This window comes from Streptomyces sp. CB02400 (assembly GCF_001905725.1).
Taxonomy (GTDB): domain Bacteria; phylum Actinomycetota; class Actinomycetes; order Streptomycetales; family Streptomycetaceae; genus Streptomyces; species Streptomyces atrovirens.
The window spans coordinates 101785-117031 of sequence record NZ_LIWB01000011.1 but is presented as its reverse complement, the minus strand read 5'-3'; the positions used below and the strand labels follow the sequence as shown (position 1 = coordinate 117031).

The 15247-nt window shown below is 71.3% G+C and carries 14 protein-coding genes and 3 pseudogenes; 6 read left to right on the top strand and 11 right to left on the bottom strand.

What is annotated here, in order from left to right; translation table 11 throughout:
- Window positions 1-188 precede the first annotated feature (188 nt).
- Window positions 189-1295: a DMT family transporter gene (locus tag AMK33_RS25065; RefSeq protein ID WP_201263078.1), complete on the top strand. Its 1107-nt coding sequence runs from the start codon at window positions 189-191 to the stop codon at window positions 1293-1295.
- On the opposite strand, the gene AMK33_RS25060 is transcribed toward AMK33_RS25065, so the two are convergent.
- Window positions 1285-2562, bottom strand: a complete 1278-nt coding sequence (locus AMK33_RS25060; RefSeq protein ID WP_073935202.1) for a transglycosylase family protein — start codon at window positions 2560-2562, stop codon at window positions 1285-1287. The two genes, AMK33_RS25065 and AMK33_RS25060, sit on opposite strands and share 11 nt — an antisense overlap.
- A 366-nt stretch (window positions 2563-2928) precedes the next feature.
- On the opposite strand from AMK33_RS25060, the gene gndA reads away from it, so the two are divergent.
- The gene (gene gndA / locus AMK33_RS25055; protein WP_073935201.1) at window positions 2929-4368 is read left to right on the top strand and encodes an NADP-dependent phosphogluconate dehydrogenase; all 1440 of its coding nucleotides are present in this window, start codon (window positions 2929-2931) and stop codon (window positions 4366-4368) included.
- Between the two features lie 477 nt (window positions 4369-4845).
- Here gndA and AMK33_RS25050 read toward each other — a convergent pair whose 3' ends face one another.
- The 7 genes and pseudogenes from AMK33_RS25050 to AMK33_RS44010 all read right to left on the bottom strand — a co-directional run.
- Entirely contained in the window at window positions 4846-5610 is a 765-nt protein-coding gene (locus AMK33_RS25050) for a DUF899 family protein (protein WP_073935363.1), read from the bottom strand.
- 32 nt (window positions 5611-5642) lie between these two features.
- A complete protein-coding gene (locus tag AMK33_RS25045; protein WP_073935200.1) occupies window positions 5643-5978 on the bottom strand; it encodes an ArsR/SmtB family transcription factor in 336 nt (111 codons plus the stop codon).
- On the bottom strand, window positions 5975-6472 hold the full coding sequence (locus AMK33_RS25040; protein WP_073935199.1) for an SRPBCC domain-containing protein: 498 nt from the start codon (window positions 6470-6472) through the stop codon (window positions 5975-5977). The genes AMK33_RS25045 and AMK33_RS25040 overlap by 4 nt, the downstream gene beginning before the upstream one ends.
- A gap of 128 nt (window positions 6473-6600) precedes the next feature.
- Complete coding sequence (locus tag AMK33_RS44755; RefSeq protein WP_268817384.1) at window positions 6601-6732, bottom strand: hypothetical protein; 132 nt, start codon at window positions 6730-6732, stop codon at window positions 6601-6603.
- Between the two features lie 205 nt (window positions 6733-6937).
- Entirely contained in the window at window positions 6938-7282 is a 345-nt protein-coding gene (locus AMK33_RS25030; RefSeq protein WP_073935198.1) for a GNAT family N-acetyltransferase, read from the bottom strand.
- A 34-nt stretch (window positions 7283-7316) separates the two neighbouring features.
- On the bottom strand, window positions 7317-7739 hold the full coding sequence (gene panD / locus AMK33_RS25025; protein ID WP_073935197.1) for an aspartate 1-decarboxylase: 423 nt from the start codon (window positions 7737-7739) through the stop codon (window positions 7317-7319).
- 591 nt (window positions 7740-8330) lie between these two features.
- Window positions 8331-8549, bottom strand: a pseudogene (locus AMK33_RS44010) (integrase core domain-containing protein); the annotation flags it as partial.
- A 47-nt stretch (window positions 8550-8596) separates the two neighbouring features.
- Here AMK33_RS44010 and AMK33_RS44005 point away from each other — a divergent pair.
- Window positions 8597-8899, top strand: a pseudogene (locus AMK33_RS44005) (helix-turn-helix domain-containing protein); the annotation flags it as partial.
- Here the strand turns inward: AMK33_RS44005 and AMK33_RS45245 are convergent.
- Window positions 8891-9717: pseudogene (locus tag AMK33_RS45245) on the bottom strand (IS3 family transposase); the annotation flags it as partial. The pseudogenes AMK33_RS44005 and AMK33_RS45245 sit on opposite strands and share 9 nt — an antisense overlap.
- 562 nt (window positions 9718-10279) lie before the next feature.
- On the opposite strand from AMK33_RS45245, the gene AMK33_RS25005 reads away from it, so the two are divergent.
- From AMK33_RS25005 to AMK33_RS42255, 3 genes are all read left to right on the top strand, one after another.
- On the top strand, window positions 10280-10957 hold the full coding sequence (locus AMK33_RS25005) for a DsbA family oxidoreductase (RefSeq protein WP_073935195.1): 678 nt from the start codon (window positions 10280-10282) through the stop codon (window positions 10955-10957).
- A gap of 138 nt (window positions 10958-11095) precedes the next feature.
- Window positions 11096-11665 (top strand): DUF6328 family protein, encoded by a 570-nt coding sequence (locus tag AMK33_RS25000; RefSeq protein WP_073935194.1) that lies wholly within the window; start codon window positions 11096-11098, stop codon window positions 11663-11665.
- A 117-nt stretch (window positions 11666-11782) separates the two neighbouring features.
- Window positions 11783-11962 (top strand): hypothetical protein, encoded by a 180-nt coding sequence (locus tag AMK33_RS42255; RefSeq protein ID WP_143203864.1) that lies wholly within the window; start codon window positions 11783-11785, stop codon window positions 11960-11962.
- Window positions 11963-12460: 498 nt separating this feature from the next.
- On the opposite strand, the gene AMK33_RS24995 is transcribed toward AMK33_RS42255, so the two are convergent.
- Complete coding sequence (locus AMK33_RS24995) at window positions 12461-13267, bottom strand: SDR family NAD(P)-dependent oxidoreductase (protein ID WP_073935193.1); 807 nt, start codon at window positions 13265-13267, stop codon at window positions 12461-12463.
- A 71-nt stretch (window positions 13268-13338) separates the two neighbouring features.
- Complete coding sequence (locus AMK33_RS43995; protein ID WP_235618192.1) at window positions 13339-15207, bottom strand: polysaccharide pyruvyl transferase family protein; 1869 nt, start codon at window positions 15205-15207, stop codon at window positions 13339-13341.
- Window positions 15208-15247: the final 40 nt, after the last annotated feature.

Below are 15247 nucleotides of genomic sequence, written 5' to 3'. Positions count from 1 at the left end.
GGGCCCTCCACCCTGGGGCACCCACCCTGGGGATGACGGGGCCGCCGTCGTACTCCATCGGCAGTAGGACCCATTGAGTGCTCAGGGACGACGACGGGAACACTCTGACACGGCATCGTGTTGGTTATGAAAGCCGACCGTTCGCCGTGCCGGGCCCACCGCCCCGGCCTCACGCAGAGGAGCAGCCGATGAGCGCCCTCGCGTTGTCCGTGCTGCTGTCGTTCGTCTCTGCCGTGGCGTACGCCGGTGGAGCGATCGTGCAGGAGCAGGTCGCGGTCTCCTCACCCGGCGCGCAGCAGTACGCACCGCTGCGCCGGCCGGGCTGGTGGGCGGCGGTCGCGCTCAACGGCCTCGGCGGACTGCTCCACGTGGTGGCGCTCGCCTACGGCCCCCTCAGCCTCGTCCAGCCCCTGGGCGCGCTGACCATAGTCTTCGCCCTGCCCATGGCCGCGCTGTTCGTCGGCCGGAAGGCCGGGGCGACCGCGTGGCGCGGTGCCATCATGGCGACGGTGGGCCTCGCGGGGCTGCTCTCCCTGGTCGGCGCGTCCGACGCGCAGTCGCTGGACACCGCGCAGCGGGTGGCGGCGGCGCTGGGGACGGCCGGGGCGGTCGTGGCGCTGATGGTCGCGGCCCGCGCCGCGCACCGGCATCCCGCGGTGCGCAGCATCCTGCTGGCCACCGCGTCCGGTGTCGCGTTCGGTATGTCCTCCGTCTTCACCAAGACCGTCGCGGTCGACTGGACCGGCGGGGTCTCGGCGGCGAACCTGCCGTCCCTGGCGGTGATCGGCGTCCTGGCCACGGCCGGCATGCTGCTCTCCCAGGCCTCCTACCGGGGCGCCGGCCTCGCGGCCCCGCTGGCCACGCTGACGGTGGTGAACCCGGTGGTGGCGGCCGCGGTCGGCATCACGATGTTCGGCGAGACCTTCCGCTACGGCACGACGGGCACGGCGCTCGCCCTGAGCTGTGGCGTGGTGGCGGCCGGCGGTCTGATCCTGCTCACGACGGAGCGGCTGGCACGCGAGCACCAGGAGGCGCGGGCGGCGGAAGGCTCCGTACCGGAGCCCGCGCCCGAGGCGGTCCCCGCGGGGGCCGACGAGCAGCCGGCCGCCGACCCCGCCGAGCGGCTGCTGGCCGCGCTCGAACTCCCCGAGGACGTACGGATGCCGGCACCGGGCGGCGCGCCGGACGACGCGGATTCCGCCCCGGTGCCGCTGGTGTCGTACGCGCCCTTCTACGGCGGCCCGTACGTGCCGGTGGCGGTGGTGGACCGGCGCAGGACGCGGGTCACATCCTGACGCCGCCCGCCCTCAGGTAGGCGACCGGGTCGATGTCCGATCCGAAGCCGGGCCCCGTCCGCACCTCGAAGTGCAGATGCGGGCCCGAGCTGTTCCCGGTCGAACCGGAACGGCCGATGCGCTGGCCCGCGCCGACGGACTGCCCGCTCCTCACGGAGATCGCCGACAGGTGCGCGTACTGGCTGTAGCGGCCATCGGCGTGCCGGACCACCACCTGATAGCCGAACGACCCCTCCCAGCCCGCGCTGACGACGGTGCCGGCCCCGACCGACTTCACGGACGTGCCGGTGGGGACGGGGAAGTCGACGCCCGTGTGGTAGCCCTTCGACCAGGCGGATCCGGCCTTGTGGTACGGCGTGCCGAGCGCGGCGCTGACCGGGGCGACCAAGCCTCCGGTGGTCTTGGTGGCGCGGTCCGCACGGTCCTCGGTGCGCTGGGAGGAGGCTTTCTTCTCGGCCTTCTTCTCAGCCTTTTTCTCGTTCTTCTTTTCGGTCCTCTTCCCGGTCTTCTCTTCGGCCTTCTCGGCCTTCTCGGTCTTTCCGGCTTTCTTCCCGTCCGACTCGGCCGGTTTCCCGGCCGCCTTCGTCGTCCCGTCGGGCAGGGCGAGCCGCTGGCCCGGAATGATCAGGTCGGGGTCGCCGCCGATGGTGGAGCGGTTGGCGTCGTACAGCTTCTGCCAGCCGCCGCCGACCCGTTCGCCCGACGCGATGCCGGAGAGGGTGTCGCCGCGGACGACGGTGTACATCTCGGCGCGGCCCGCGCGGGACTGGGGTGTGGTGTGCGGTTTGACGTCCTCGACGGAGGACCCGCCGGTCTTCTTGCCGCTCTTGCCGCTCTTCTCGTTTCCGTCCGGCTTGTCGGTGGCCGGCCGGATGTCGGGGGTGTCGCCGCCCCGGGTCAGTCCGGCCCGTACCGAGCACACCGGCCAGGCGCCGGGCCCCTGTCCGTCGAGGACCTTCTCGGCGACGGCGATCTGCTGGTCCTTGGTGGCCAGATCCGCGCGCGGCGCGTACCGGGTGCCGCCGTACGCCTCCCAGGTCGACTGGGTGAACTGGAGCCCGCCGTAGTACCCGTTGCCGGTGTTGATGTTCCAGTCGTTGGTGGACTCGCAGGCGGCGACCTTGTCCCAGGTCTCCACGTCGGCCGCCTGGGCGGGGCCGGTGCCCAGCAGCGGGAGCGCCATTCCGGCGCCGCCCGCGGTGACGGTGAGCGAGGCCCGGTTGATCCTGTTCGGCTGATACCGGCGGTGCCGGCCGCGCACGGCCATGGAAATCCCCCTCGACAATGCGTCAGGAGGGGCAAAAGTAAGCGTTGCGAACTGGCCGTGACAAGACGGCTATCAGCCGCACGGATGCGCCAAGTGGCCGGGAGTTTTCGCCCGTTGCGCCCCCCTTGGCGCTCCGTGGGGAGCGTGCGCGGGCGGGTGTGTCCGTCCGCGGGGGCACGCGGGTGCGTGCGCCCGCTGAGTGCGCGAGGGGCATCCGCGCGTATGTGCCTGAGCGGTGTCACGACGACCCGCGCGTGCGCGCGCAGGTGCGGCACGTCAGGATGGTCGACGGCAGGACTGGCGGAGATCGACCGGCAGCACCGAGACTCGGCAGTACCGATACCAAGTTCATGAGGAGCCACCCCAATGAGCAGTTCAGCGCAGATCGGCGTCACGGGACTCGCGGTCATGGGCCGCAACCTCGCACGTAACTTCGCCCGCAACGGCTACACGGTCGCGGTGCACAACCGGACGGCGGCACGTACGCACGCGCTGGTGGAGGAGTTCGGGCACGAGGGCGGCTTCGTGGCGGCCGAGACGGCCAAGGAGTTCGTGGCGGCGCTGGAGCGACCGCGGCGGCTGGTCGTGATGGTGAAGGCGGGTGAGCCGACGGACGCGGTGATCGAGGAGTTCGCGCCGCTGCTTGAGCCCGGTGACATGATCATCGACGGTGGCAACGCGCACTTCGCGGACACCCGTCGCCGGGAGAAGGCGCTGCGGGAGCAGGGCATCCACTTCGTCGGCATGGGCGTCTCCGGCGGCGAGGAGGGCGCGCTGAACGGGCCGAGCATCATGCCGGGTGGCCCGAAGGAGTCGTACGACTCGCTCGGCCCGATGCTGGAGAAGATCTCCGCCAAGGCGAAGGACGGCTCCCCCTGCGTCACGCACGTCGGCCCGGACGGCGCCGGACACTTCGTGAAGATGGTGCACAACGGCATCGAGTACGCCGACATGCAGCTGATCGGTGAGGCGTACCAGCTGCTGCGCGATGTCGCCGGGTACTCCCCCGCGCGGATCGCGGAGATCTTCCGCACCTGGAACACCGGCCGGCTGGACTCCTACCTGATCGAGATCACGGCCGAGGTGCTGTCGCACGTGGACGCCGCCACGGGCAAGCCGTTCGTGGACGTGGTGGTGGACCAGGCGGAGCAGAAGGGCACGGGCCGCTGGACCGTGCAGATCGCGCTCGACCTGGGCGTGCCGGTGTCCGGCATCGCCGAGGCCGTCTTCGCGCGCTCCCTGTCCGGTCACGCGGCGCTGCGCGAGGCCTCGCGCTCCCTGGCCGGTCCGAAGGCCGCGCCGATGGGCGAGGCGGAGGCGGCGGCGTTCGCCGACCGGGTGGAGCAGGCGCTGTACGCGTCGAAGATCGTGTCGTACACGCAGGGCTTCCACGAGGTCGCGGCCGGCAGCGAGGAGTACGGCTGGGACATCGACCTCGGCGCGGTCTCCGCGATCTGGCGCGGCGGCTGCATCATCCGTGCGGCCTTCCTGGACCGCATCCGGGCCGCCTACGACGCCCGCGCGGACCTGCCGAGCCTGCTGTCGGACGAGACGTTCGCGCGGGAGATCGCCGACGCCCAGGACGACTGGCGCGAGGTGTTGATCGCGGCGACCCGCCAGGGTGTGCCGACCCCCGGCTTCGCCGCCGCCCTCGCCTACTACGACGCCCTGCGCGCGGAGCGTCTGCCGGCCGCGCTCACCCAGGGCCAGCGCGACTACTTCGGCGCGCACACCTACCGGCGCACGGACCGCGCCGGCTCGTTCCACACGCTGTGGGGCGGGGACCGCTCGGAGGTGACGGCGTAACACCCCGTGCGACAGGGCGGTGGACGGCCTGCCGGTCGTCCACCGCCCTGTTCCGTGCCGCGTCCGGGTCAGCTCAGCGGCGGGCCGGGTTCCGGGTTCGGCACCGGCTCGGGGCCCGGCGGGATCGGCGAGGGCGACGGCTCGGGGGGACCCGGGTGCGGCGGGGGCGGCTGCGGTCCCGGGCCCGGCGGCTGCGGGGTCGGCTCCGGACCGGGGCCCGGCGGCGGGGGCGGAGGGGTGGGCTCCGGGCCGGGCGAGGGCACCGGGTCGGGGTAGGGCTCGGGGTGCGAGGGGTCCGGGCCCGGAGTGGGGCCCGGCGGGACGGGGTCCGGGTACGGGTTCGTCATGGCGCGTGTCCTCCGGCCTGTCGGTCGACGTCGGCTCTGGACTACTCCCCCGCCTACCCGACGGGCGCCTCTCCAGTCACCCGCCCGGGTGACGGCCGGGGGCCGGGTGGCTCCGGTCCGGGGCAGGGCGTCAGGTGCGGGGCGTGAGGTCGTCGGAGCGGCCGGCCTCGATGCGCGACCACTGGGGGGTGGGGCGTCCGTCGCTCCGCAGCCGGATGGCATCGACGGGCGTGCCCTGGACGGTGGGCCAGCCGGAGGGCGAGTCCTCCCACAGCTCCTGGCGTCCGTACACGGTGAGATCCATGAGCGCGTAGCTGTAGTCCATCGCCTCCACGCCGCGCCGGGTCGTCCAGTACGTCTCGAAGACGCGGTCGCCGTCCCGCAGGTAGCACACGATGTGCATCATGCCGACGTGGCGCCCGGTCAGGAGTTCGTCCTGGGACGGGACCGCCGAGTACCACGGCACGTCCCAGCCCATGAAGTCGCGGTAGCGGCGGCTCTCCTCGTACGGCCCCTGGCAGAAGACCGCGTAGGTGATGTCGCGCGAGTGGAAGTACGACAGCTCCTGCACCTGGGTGGTGACCCAGGTGCAGCCCTCGCACTGCCCGGCCGCGTCGTGGCCGTGGTGCCACATGAAGTAGTAGGCGATGAGCTGTCGGCGCCCTTCGAAGGCCTCGAGCAGGGTGACCGGTCCGTCGGGCCCGGTCAGTTCGAGGCCGGCGTCCACCTCGACCATGGGCAGCCGCCGCCGGGCGGCGGCGATCGCGTCGCCTTCCCGGGTGTGCGCCTTCTCCCGGATCCGCAGCCGGTCCAGTTCGGCCTCGAAGGCGGCCCGGTCGGCCGTCGGGGGCAGCGCCGGGGCACGGTCCGTGGGCCTGTCGTCATGCTCATTCATGATCATGTCCCATCGTCGTAGGTCGCGGTCCGTCAGGTGGCCGGGTCAGGTCCGGGACGCTCCGCCAGTTCCTTGATCCGCAGCAGACGTGTCTCCCAGTCTCGGCCTATCCGGTCGAGTTCGCGGGCCAGCGCACCGAGCCGGGCGCCGACGGCGAGGTGGACGACCTCGCGCCCGCGCCGCTCGGACTCGACCAGCCCGACCTCGCGCAGCACCTCCAGGTGCTTGCCGATCGCCTGTCGGCTCACCGGCAGGGCCCTGGCCAGCGCGGACGCCGACATGGGGCCCTCGCCGAGCCGGGTGAGTATCTCCCAGCGCGTCGCGTCGCCGAGCGCGGCGCACACGACGGGGAGAGCGGAAGCGGTCACGGACGCCTCGCCGGGGCCTGCGCGCTCTTCTCGACGAACACCTTCGCGGCCGTCAGCTCGGTGAGCCAGCCCTTGTCGTTGCCCTCGCGCTCCTTCAGCCATGCCGCCGGGTCGTCGGCGAGGCTGGAGAACCCGCTCTCCACCACGCGCAGGGTCACCCCGCCGTCGTCCCGCTCGTCGATCCAGAACTCGACCAGGGTCGAGGGCGTCGAGTCGTCCCGGTAAGGAGTTCCTGTCCAGCGGAACGCCGCGTAGCGCGGCTTGTCCAGCTCCACCGTCCGGAACCGGAACTCACCCAGCGACGGATGGCGCACCACGGTCACGTCACCCTCGTGGCGCAGGTCCGGCTCCGCCTCGACCACGCCGTCATTGATGTACCAGCCGGGCCGTACGACCAGCTCCCATACCCGCTCGGCGGGGGCGTCGATGTCGATCTGCCGGGCGATCCGGTCGAGCTCGGCCAGCTCCGCGTCGGTGTAGGTGGTGTCGTTCACGGGAACCTCCCTCGTCGATTGTCGTGCAACACAAGGGTTGCACGTACCGGCGGCTACTGCAACCCATTGGTTGCAGTAGAGGTTCCGACGCCTCGCGCAGTTGCAGTGGGAGAGCAGCCGGCACAGCCTCACCAGGGACTGGACAGCACGGGCACCGGAGTCGTGGTGAGCCGCTCGGCCGGGGTTACGGAGGCCTGGGCGAGGACGATCGCGTCGGCGCCGGTGACCACGTCGGCGGCGTACGCACCCCGTCGGATCATCCGCCTCGAAGCGTTCCCAGGCACCCTCGACGGACCAGCCGGCGCAATGGGTCTCCTCGATCAGCGCCACCGCGGGCCGGAACGTGCCCTCGGATTCCCGGCGACGAGATGTCACAACTCCGGCCCGTGCCGGTCCTCGTCGCGCGGCGCGTCGAGGACCGGCACGTGAACGGGTGAGGTGTGCAGCGGTGCGGGTACGGGGGCTTCAGAACCGCCCTGGGTGCGCCGCCAGCCACTCCTTCGCCGCCCGGATCAGCTCCGGCCCGGCCGCCGGAGCCTGGTCGGCGTGGCGTTCGGCCCACTTGGCGACGTACGGGCAGAGCGGGGCGACGGCACTGTCCTCGCGGGCGGCGATGGCGTAGAGCTCTCGGGCGAGGGAGCCCGCGATGCCCTTGCCCTCGTGGGCGGGCTCGACGACGGTGTGCACCGGCACGAGCGCGCGCCCGGGGGCGTCGAGGACGAAGTACTCGATCCGCCCGACGACCCCGCCGTCCGCCACCGCCTCGAGCCGACCCGCCGCCCGGTCGTCACGGATCTCGATGTCACCCATGGCCACGTCACGCTCCTGCCTCGGTCTGCGCCGGTCAGGCCGTGGTGACGGCCCCCGGGCTGCGCTCCTGGTCCGACCCCGGCACCGGCTCGGACGGATCGGCTCCCAGGGCCACGATGCGGTTGTCACCGTCCACGTGCACCACCCGGGGTTCCAGCGCCCGCGCCTCGGCGTCGGTCACCTGAGCGTAACTGATGATGATCACCAGATCACCGGGCTGGACGAGATGGGCGGCGGCCCCGTTGATCCCGATCACCCCGGACCCGCGCTCCCCCTCGATGACGTACGTCTCCAGCCGCGCCCCGTTGGTGATGTCGACGATGTGCACGAGCTCACCGGGCAGCAGATCGGCGGCATCGAGCAGCTCGGCGTCGATCGTCACGGATCCCACGTAGTGCAGGTCGGCCTGGGTGACGGTGGCGCGGTGGATCTTGGACTTGATCAGAGTTCGCAGCACTTTGGACTCCTGAAGGACGGCTCCCTGCCTGCTTTCTGCAGGTCAAAGGCGGTCTTCACTGTACACGGGCACGCGTCGAACTCGAAGATGTCCAGGAACATCGGTTCGATCTCACGGCAATGCTTTCCGCCTGCACTTTCACGAGAGCCCCGCTGCTACGACAGCGCTGATCCGGCGGCTCTTCGGGTGGCCATTTCGGAATGGTCGGGGACTGGTGCTGACCTGTTGCTGACTTACCTGATGATGCATCAGGCGGATGAGCGGCCTCTCAGCGCGTAAGCGTGAGGTACCAGCCGCGGCGGGCTCCTCAGCCGCTCTCATGCGCTCGGCAGCCGGTCACGGTCGGCGTCGTCTCCGGTTGCCCAGCCCGGCTCTGCCACGAGGAGCCTGACTTCTTGGAGGCCGAGGTTCACGTCGACCACATAACGGAACCCGGCCGTCCACGCTACGGCGCTACGGTCGCGGTCGGCGATAGGAGCGGCGTACACGGCGACGCCGGCCGCCCTCATCACTGAGCGGGCGGCCGGGCTTGCATGGGAGCGAAGGCGCGGGGCGCCGCGGTGCCCGGGTCAGTGAATCATGATCGGGCCAGTGACGGCGTCGGGTGTTGTAGCGGTGCAGCCGGCGGAACGCGTCGAGGCGGGCCTCGCGCTCGCTGGACCAGCGCTTTCGGCCCTGGAGCGTCTCGCGTTTGAAGGTCGCGTTGAAGGACTCGGCGAGTGCGTTGCGGGCCGAGCTGCCGATCGCGCTCATGGACTGACGGACGCCGGCTTGGCGGCAGGCGTCGGCGAAGGCCCGGCTGGTGTACTGGACGGATTCAACTGCTCGTCGCAACACCTTGATCGAGAGGTGGAGCGATGGGCTCTGTGGAGCGGCACAAGCAGGTTCGTGCGTATCGGGGATTGATGCCGTCGCCGGGCAGGCCGTCGGTGGCCTGGCGTGAGGACAGGGTCAGGTTCTGGACGGCGATCGCCCGGGGTGCCAAGACCGAGGATGCGTGCAGTGCTGCCGGGGTGTCCGGGCCGGTGGGATTCCGCTGGTTCCGGCACGCTGGCGGCGTGAATCCGTGTCTTCCTGATGAGGTGTCCGGGCGCTACCTATCGTTTCCCGAACGGGAGGACATCGCCGTCTGGCACGCCCAGGGCGCCGGCGTTCGCGATCGCCCAGCCGGCCAGGCGGCGTGAGGCGAGGTCGATGACGGTGGCCAGGTAGAGGAACTTCCCGCCGTCCACGGGGAGATAGGTGATGTCACCGACGTACTTCGTGTTCGGCTTGCGTGCCGTGAAGTCGCGGCCGATCAGGTCCGGGGCCTTCACCGCGGCCGGGTCCGCAACAGTGGTGCGGTGCCTGCGACGCAAGCGCACGCCTGCCAAGCCGATGATGCGCATCACGCGCGCGATCCTCCCCCGCGAGCGGGGGTACCCCCAGTGGTTGACCCGCTCGCCCGCCTCGCGGAGCTCAGCGGTGATCCTGGGGACGCCATAGGTGCCGTCCGACTCGCGATGCACGGCCCGTATCCGTGCGGCGAGAGCGGCGTCGGCCGCCTGCCGGGCGGCCCGGTCCGCGGCCGTGCGGCGCCAGTAGTAGAAGCTGGAGCGGGCGATGCCCAGGATGGTGCACAGCCGCTTCACGCCGTAGCGGCGCTGGTGGTCGGCGACGAACTGGAAGCGGTTCACCAGCGCGTCTCCCCGGTGAAATACTTCGCCGCCTTGCGCAGGATCTCGCGTTCCTCCTCCAGCTCACGGACCTTCTTGCGCAGAGCGGCGTTCTCCGCCTCCAACGGCGTCGGTGGCTTGGCCGGCACCTCCGTCCGGCGCCCGCGGGGCCGACTCGCACCGGCCGCCCTCACCCAGTTCCGCAAAGTCTCCGGGTTGCTCCCCAGATCGGCAGCGACCTGCCCGATCGTCGCCTCGGGCCACGACTGGTACAGCGCGACCGAGTCCGCCTTGGACTGCGGCGGACAGTTCTTCATGACCACAAGATGTCCGTTCTCAAATCCTCAGGATCCAGTGTCTCGCGCATCCAAGATCAAGGGCCAAGGCCCACGCCCTTCTGTTCGGCACTGCCCTTCCCGGACGGGCCCGCCGGGCGGGGGCGGCCGTCAGCGCTCCGGGCTGGGTCACCCTGGCGGTCGCGGGACTGGCCGGAAGCCACCACGTTGCGGCGGGTTCCCGGGGCTGACCCGTCCGCAGCACCACTTCCCCCAACCGCAACAGGGGAACGCGTTCCGGGATCGAAACTGCTCCGCTGGGTCCACACGCCAGGGTGAGACTCTTTCGACCGCCGTCGGTCAGGTCGGGAGCGGATAGTCCGGTCAGTGTGGGGTGTGTGCCGGGCCGGTAGTCCCCGCAACCTCGACGTGCCTCTGAGGTCGGCGGTTTCCGGTCGGTACCGGGCCGGTCGCCGTGTCACTGCACACGCCGCGCCAGCCGGTCCGACAATCCGGACGGCAGTGCCGGCCCCGAGCAGAGGGGTACTCCTGGGGACACGTATCAGGGCGCAGCCGGTCAGCGGCGCGGCCCCGGACACAAGGAGAGGTCATGACGATCGAAGTGGCGCCTGGCACGGTAGTCGTCTACACGGACGTGGCGTGCGCGTGGTCCACGGTGGGGCTGGCGAGGCTGTACGCCGCCCGGGAGCGGGCGCGGGCGCAGGACCGGCTTCGGGTGGACCACCGTCTCTTCCTGCTGGAGGACATCAACCGCTTCCCCATTCCGAAGCGTTACCTGGACGCCGAGATCCCGGTCGTGGGGCCCCTGGCTCCGGAGCTCGGCTTCAAGCCATGGCAGCAGGACCCGTCGGCCTGGCCGGTGACCGTCGCCCCGGCGAACGAGGCCGTGCACGCCGCGAAGGCCCAGTCGTACGCGGCCGCCGAGCAACTGGACATGGCGCTGCGCCTCGCGTTCTTCCGCGACAGCCGCTGCATCTCGCTGCACCACGAGATCCTCGACATCGCCTCCGGCTGCGACCGGGTGGACACCGACGCACTGGCCGAGGCCCTCGACACGGGGAGCGCGCGCGGGACGATGATGCGCGACTACCGGGAGCACCGCGACGAGGTCCAGGGCAGCCCGCACTTCTTCCTCCCGGACGGCTCGAACGTCCACAACCCGGGCATCGGCCTGCGCTGGGAGGGTGATCCCGGCGCAGGCTATCCCGTGGTCGAGGACGACGATCCTGGAGCCTACGACGCGCTCGTCCACCGCGCGCTGGAATGACGCCCCATCCCGGCCACGAAGTCGTCGTGCGTGGCGCCCCCGTCGGCCGCAGTCGTCGGATCAGCCTTATCGCGCCCATGACCTGCATGAAGGCGGCGGAGACGGGGCAGACGGTGGTCCTGCGACGGGGAGGATGCCATGACGATGACGGAGCAGTCGGCCAAGCCGGCGGAGGAGGAGACCGCTCGCTGCGCACACCACGACGGCCACGGCCCGGGGTCGAGTGCCGAGGCGCCGGAGTCACCGCGTGAGCGGGTCAACCGCCGCTGGAACGAGGTCCTGCAAGAGACGCGGGTCACCCAGACCGGTGTGCAGATCCTCTTCGGCTTCCTGCTGAGCGTGGCCTTCACCCCGCTGTTCCGGGAACTGGGGACGGTGGACCGCGTCATCTACGTCCTCACCGTGGTCCTGGGCGCTTCGGCCACGGGATCGCTCATAGCACCCGTCTCCATCCACCGCTTCCTGTCCGGCCAGCGCATGAAGGACGAGGTGGTGGAGGCCGCCTGCCGCCTGATGATGTGCGGCATGGTCCTGCTCGCGCTGACCATCGGCTGCACGCTGCTGCTCATCCTGCGTTTCGTGGTCCCCGGCGTCCTCGCCGAAGTGCTCGTCGGCGGGGTCATGCTGTGGTTCGGCCTCTGCTGGTACGTGCTGCCGCTGCGCCTGCGCCGCCGCGCCGCCCGGCGCCCCCCCACCGACGACGCGTAGGCGCCCGGAGCGCGAGGCGGGCAGGGCGTCGCGACCGGACGCCGGAGCAACGGGCGACACGGTCCGCCTCAGGTGCGCCGCCTGGAGGCCAGCGGGTTGCGCTGATTCTCGTGATGCATGACGATCCCGGCATCAGCGGGCCTGTCCTGTCCGACGCGCAACAGCGAACTTGTGCACGCCTGCATGCCGGCGTCCGCCGTCCTTGTTATGGACGAACCGGCGGCGATGGGGATCGTGGCCGGTGTCGTCCCGCATGCCCGCCGTATGCACAGCCGTCTCGGCGTGTACGGTGCGTGATCACTCGCGGCGCACCGGTGCGTCGCCCTCTCGAAAAGAGAGCGGACACCGGCGACGCCCACATGGTCCTTCACTCCTGAGTCGGCATCGTCGCCGCGTCCGCCCGATCTCGCTCGCGTGCGAGTGCCCCTCCGGACGCCTGACGGTGGATCATCTCTTCACGCATGACGAACAGCAGGAAGAGGAGCGTATGGAGCCGTATGGGCGGTCGGTCGGCGCATCGTGAAGTCAGTGCTCGAGGAACAGGGCGTGCCCGTCTTCGGCAGACTGCCGCAGGCGCCCGGCGGGGATTGTTCGGCGGCTTGTGACTCAAGCGACCGTCGAGCTCGGAGAGACGATGACAGGGTCGGGCGCTCCGGGTGAGTCGGTGACCCGGGTCAAGGACGGCCTGCTGTTCTCCGGGCGCGGCCGGTTCACGGAGGGTGGGGCATGAGGCGTTCGCCGAGCGAACCGTGGCGGGGTGAGCCCACGCTTTCGGCACGTCGTCCCGCTCACCTCTCATTCCTGGGGCCCGGCGTCCTTGCCGGTTCCCGGTTCCGCCAGTTTCCGATGCGCCGCCGCCTTGACGCTGTCCGGCAGCGCCTTCCCCGCCGCACCCATCGCCTTGGCTTTCAGCGACCCGGTGACGGCCTTCTTCTCGCCCTTCACGATCGCCGTGAACGCCTGCTCGGCGACCTGTGCGGGATCGTCCTTCCGCGAAGTGCCCATCCGGGTGTCGTCCGCCATCCCCGCCCTGCGGAAGAAGTCCGTCTCCGTCGCTCCCGGCATGAACGACGTGATCGTCACGCCGGTGTCCCGGGCCTCCTCGTCCAGCGCCTCGGCGAAGGACTGCACGAACGACTTCGAGGCGTTGTAGACGCTCTGGAAGGGGCCGGGCATCATCGAGGCGACGGACGAGGTGAAGGCGATCCTGCCCGCGCCGCGCGCCAGCATGGCGCGCAGCAGCGGCTTGGCCAGCCGGACGGTCGCGGTGATGTTCAGATCGATGACGGCCTGGTCGTCGGCGGGGTCGGTGTCCACGAAGGCGCCGCCCCGGCCGACCCCCGCGTTGAGGGCGGCGACGTCGACCGTGAGTCCGTCGACTGCGGCGAGCAACTCCTCCACGCCCTCGCGGGTCCGCAGATCGGCGCGTACGGGACGTACCCGCGCGCCCGTCTCCCGCAGGCTGCGCGCGGCGGAGTCCAGCCGTTCGTCCTCGGCGTTGACCACGAGGTCGTAGCCGTGCTCGGCGAACTGCCGGGCCAGTTCGTATCCAATTCCGGCGGAGGCGCCGGTGATCAGGGCGAGAGGCCGTGTGTCGGTCATGCCGGCCGGGTAACCCGCATGCGAATCGCCAAGCTCAGCCGGCGGGAAAGGGTTACCGGCACCGGCGGTGGTCACTGCCGCCCGTCGTCCCAGGACGAGCGGAGAGTGAACGCCGCTCCGTCGTCGGGTGCCGCGTGGGAAGGCTCGTGCCGCATCCGGTCCGCGACCTCGCCCCAGGCGCGGCACATCATGGCGGCAGGGCCGAGTGCGGCGGTGCCGAGGAGACAGTGCCGTCCCCGGCCCGCAAGGAAGGACCTCGGGGTCGGTGCGCTGCCGGGCCGCGGCACCGACAACAAGCTCAAGGACATGCCGACCGGCCGGGACACCGTGATGAAGGTCCTCGGCGCGGGCAAGGGCCCCGCCAGTTGTCCGGCCGGAGAACCGGCCCAGGGCGATGCCGTCACCATCGGCGCCGACGACGCGCAGAAGATCCTGCGCACGAGGGCCGCACATGAGGTACGGCGCCTGCCGGTGATCGACGGGCACGACCCGGTCGGCCGGCCGACACCGCCCCTTCCCTGCCCGACCCTCGGATCGGCGACCTGTTGCGGGCGCTCTCCACCGAACCGACTACTGTCGTCGGTGGTATCTGGCCGGTCGTCACAGTGCCGGTTACCCGACAGTGCCTCCCCCACCGTGTCCTTCGCTCTCTGCCTGATCATGAAACCGCGGTCGCAGTCACCGTGCAGGATCGCGGAGGCCGCGGCCTCGGTTCCCGGCGGTGCTGCTCCGTCCTTCTCACGTCTTGTCCACGGCCAGAAGCGGTCGCACTCGTACCGGGTCCGGCGCTCCACCGGTGTGGCTGTGGAGGTCGTCGAGTAGGGCCCGCAGCGGACACCGGTCCCTCGTGCGAGGTCCTGCAGGTCCCGGACGCGTGCGAGGAGCTCCGGACGGCGCTGCGGGAACTCGTCCCACAGCCCGTCCAGTTCCGCCAGCAGGAGCCCGGACTGCTCGCGTGCCACGCCGACCAGCATGGGGGCGCCCAGCCGACGGGCGAAGTCGAACACCTTGCCGGCGTAGGGGAGGGGCAGCACCGGCAGGCCGGCGAGCGCCGCGAAGATCAGGAAGTGCAGGCGCATGCCGACGACCAGGTCCAGGTGGCGCATCAGTCCGAGGATCTGTCCGGGGCTGTAGGCGCCGTTCAGAGTCCGGCCCCGGTCGGGTGCCGCCATCCTGGACAGGACGGCGTGGGCGTGCCGGACGTCCTGGCGTTCCATCGGCACGAAGAGCACATGGACGTCGAGGCGACGGACCAGGAAGTCGGCGACGCCGGCGATCAGCGCGTGGTAGTCGCCCTCGTTCAGGTGCTCCGCCGCCCGGCCCGGCTCCCGCACCGACATCCCCACCAGGCGGGCACCGGCCGGGACGCCCTCGCGGGCCATCATCCGTGCGGTGAACGGCTCCGGCGGCAGCAGCAGCGCCGGGTCGGCGGTGACGGTGACGTCCCGCTCGGGGCCGGCCTCTTCCAGGACGAGCCGCGTCTCCTCGTCGCACACCACGACCTCGTCCATGGCGGACAGCACCGTCCGCACCGCCTCCCGGTCGTCCGGCTCGCGCAGGGGCCCGGCGCCGACCGCGTAGGCGAAGGTCCGCACGCCGTCGAGCTGCGCCGCCCTGACCAGGCGCAGGTAGCGGTGTGCCTCGTCGTCGTAGAGGATGCCGCCCCCGCCGAGCACCAGCAGGTCCAGGCCCGAGAGGGTCTCGAGCAGCATCCGGTGCGGGACGCCCTCCCAGGCCACCACCTCGTCCGCGAGCGGCTGGTGCGCGCGGGTGTGCTCGGCGTCGCGGCTGAGGACGACCAGCCGCTCCTGCGGGCGGTGGGCGCGCAGGCAGGTGAGGACACAGGTGAGGATAGCCTCGTCAGCCGTGTTCAGGCCGCCGTACGAACCGAGCACTCCGATACGCGGCCTCTGTGGGACGGTCGGACGCTGGGTGGTCATCCGGATCTCCTGTCGGAAACGCGAGGCGCACGGGGCGGAA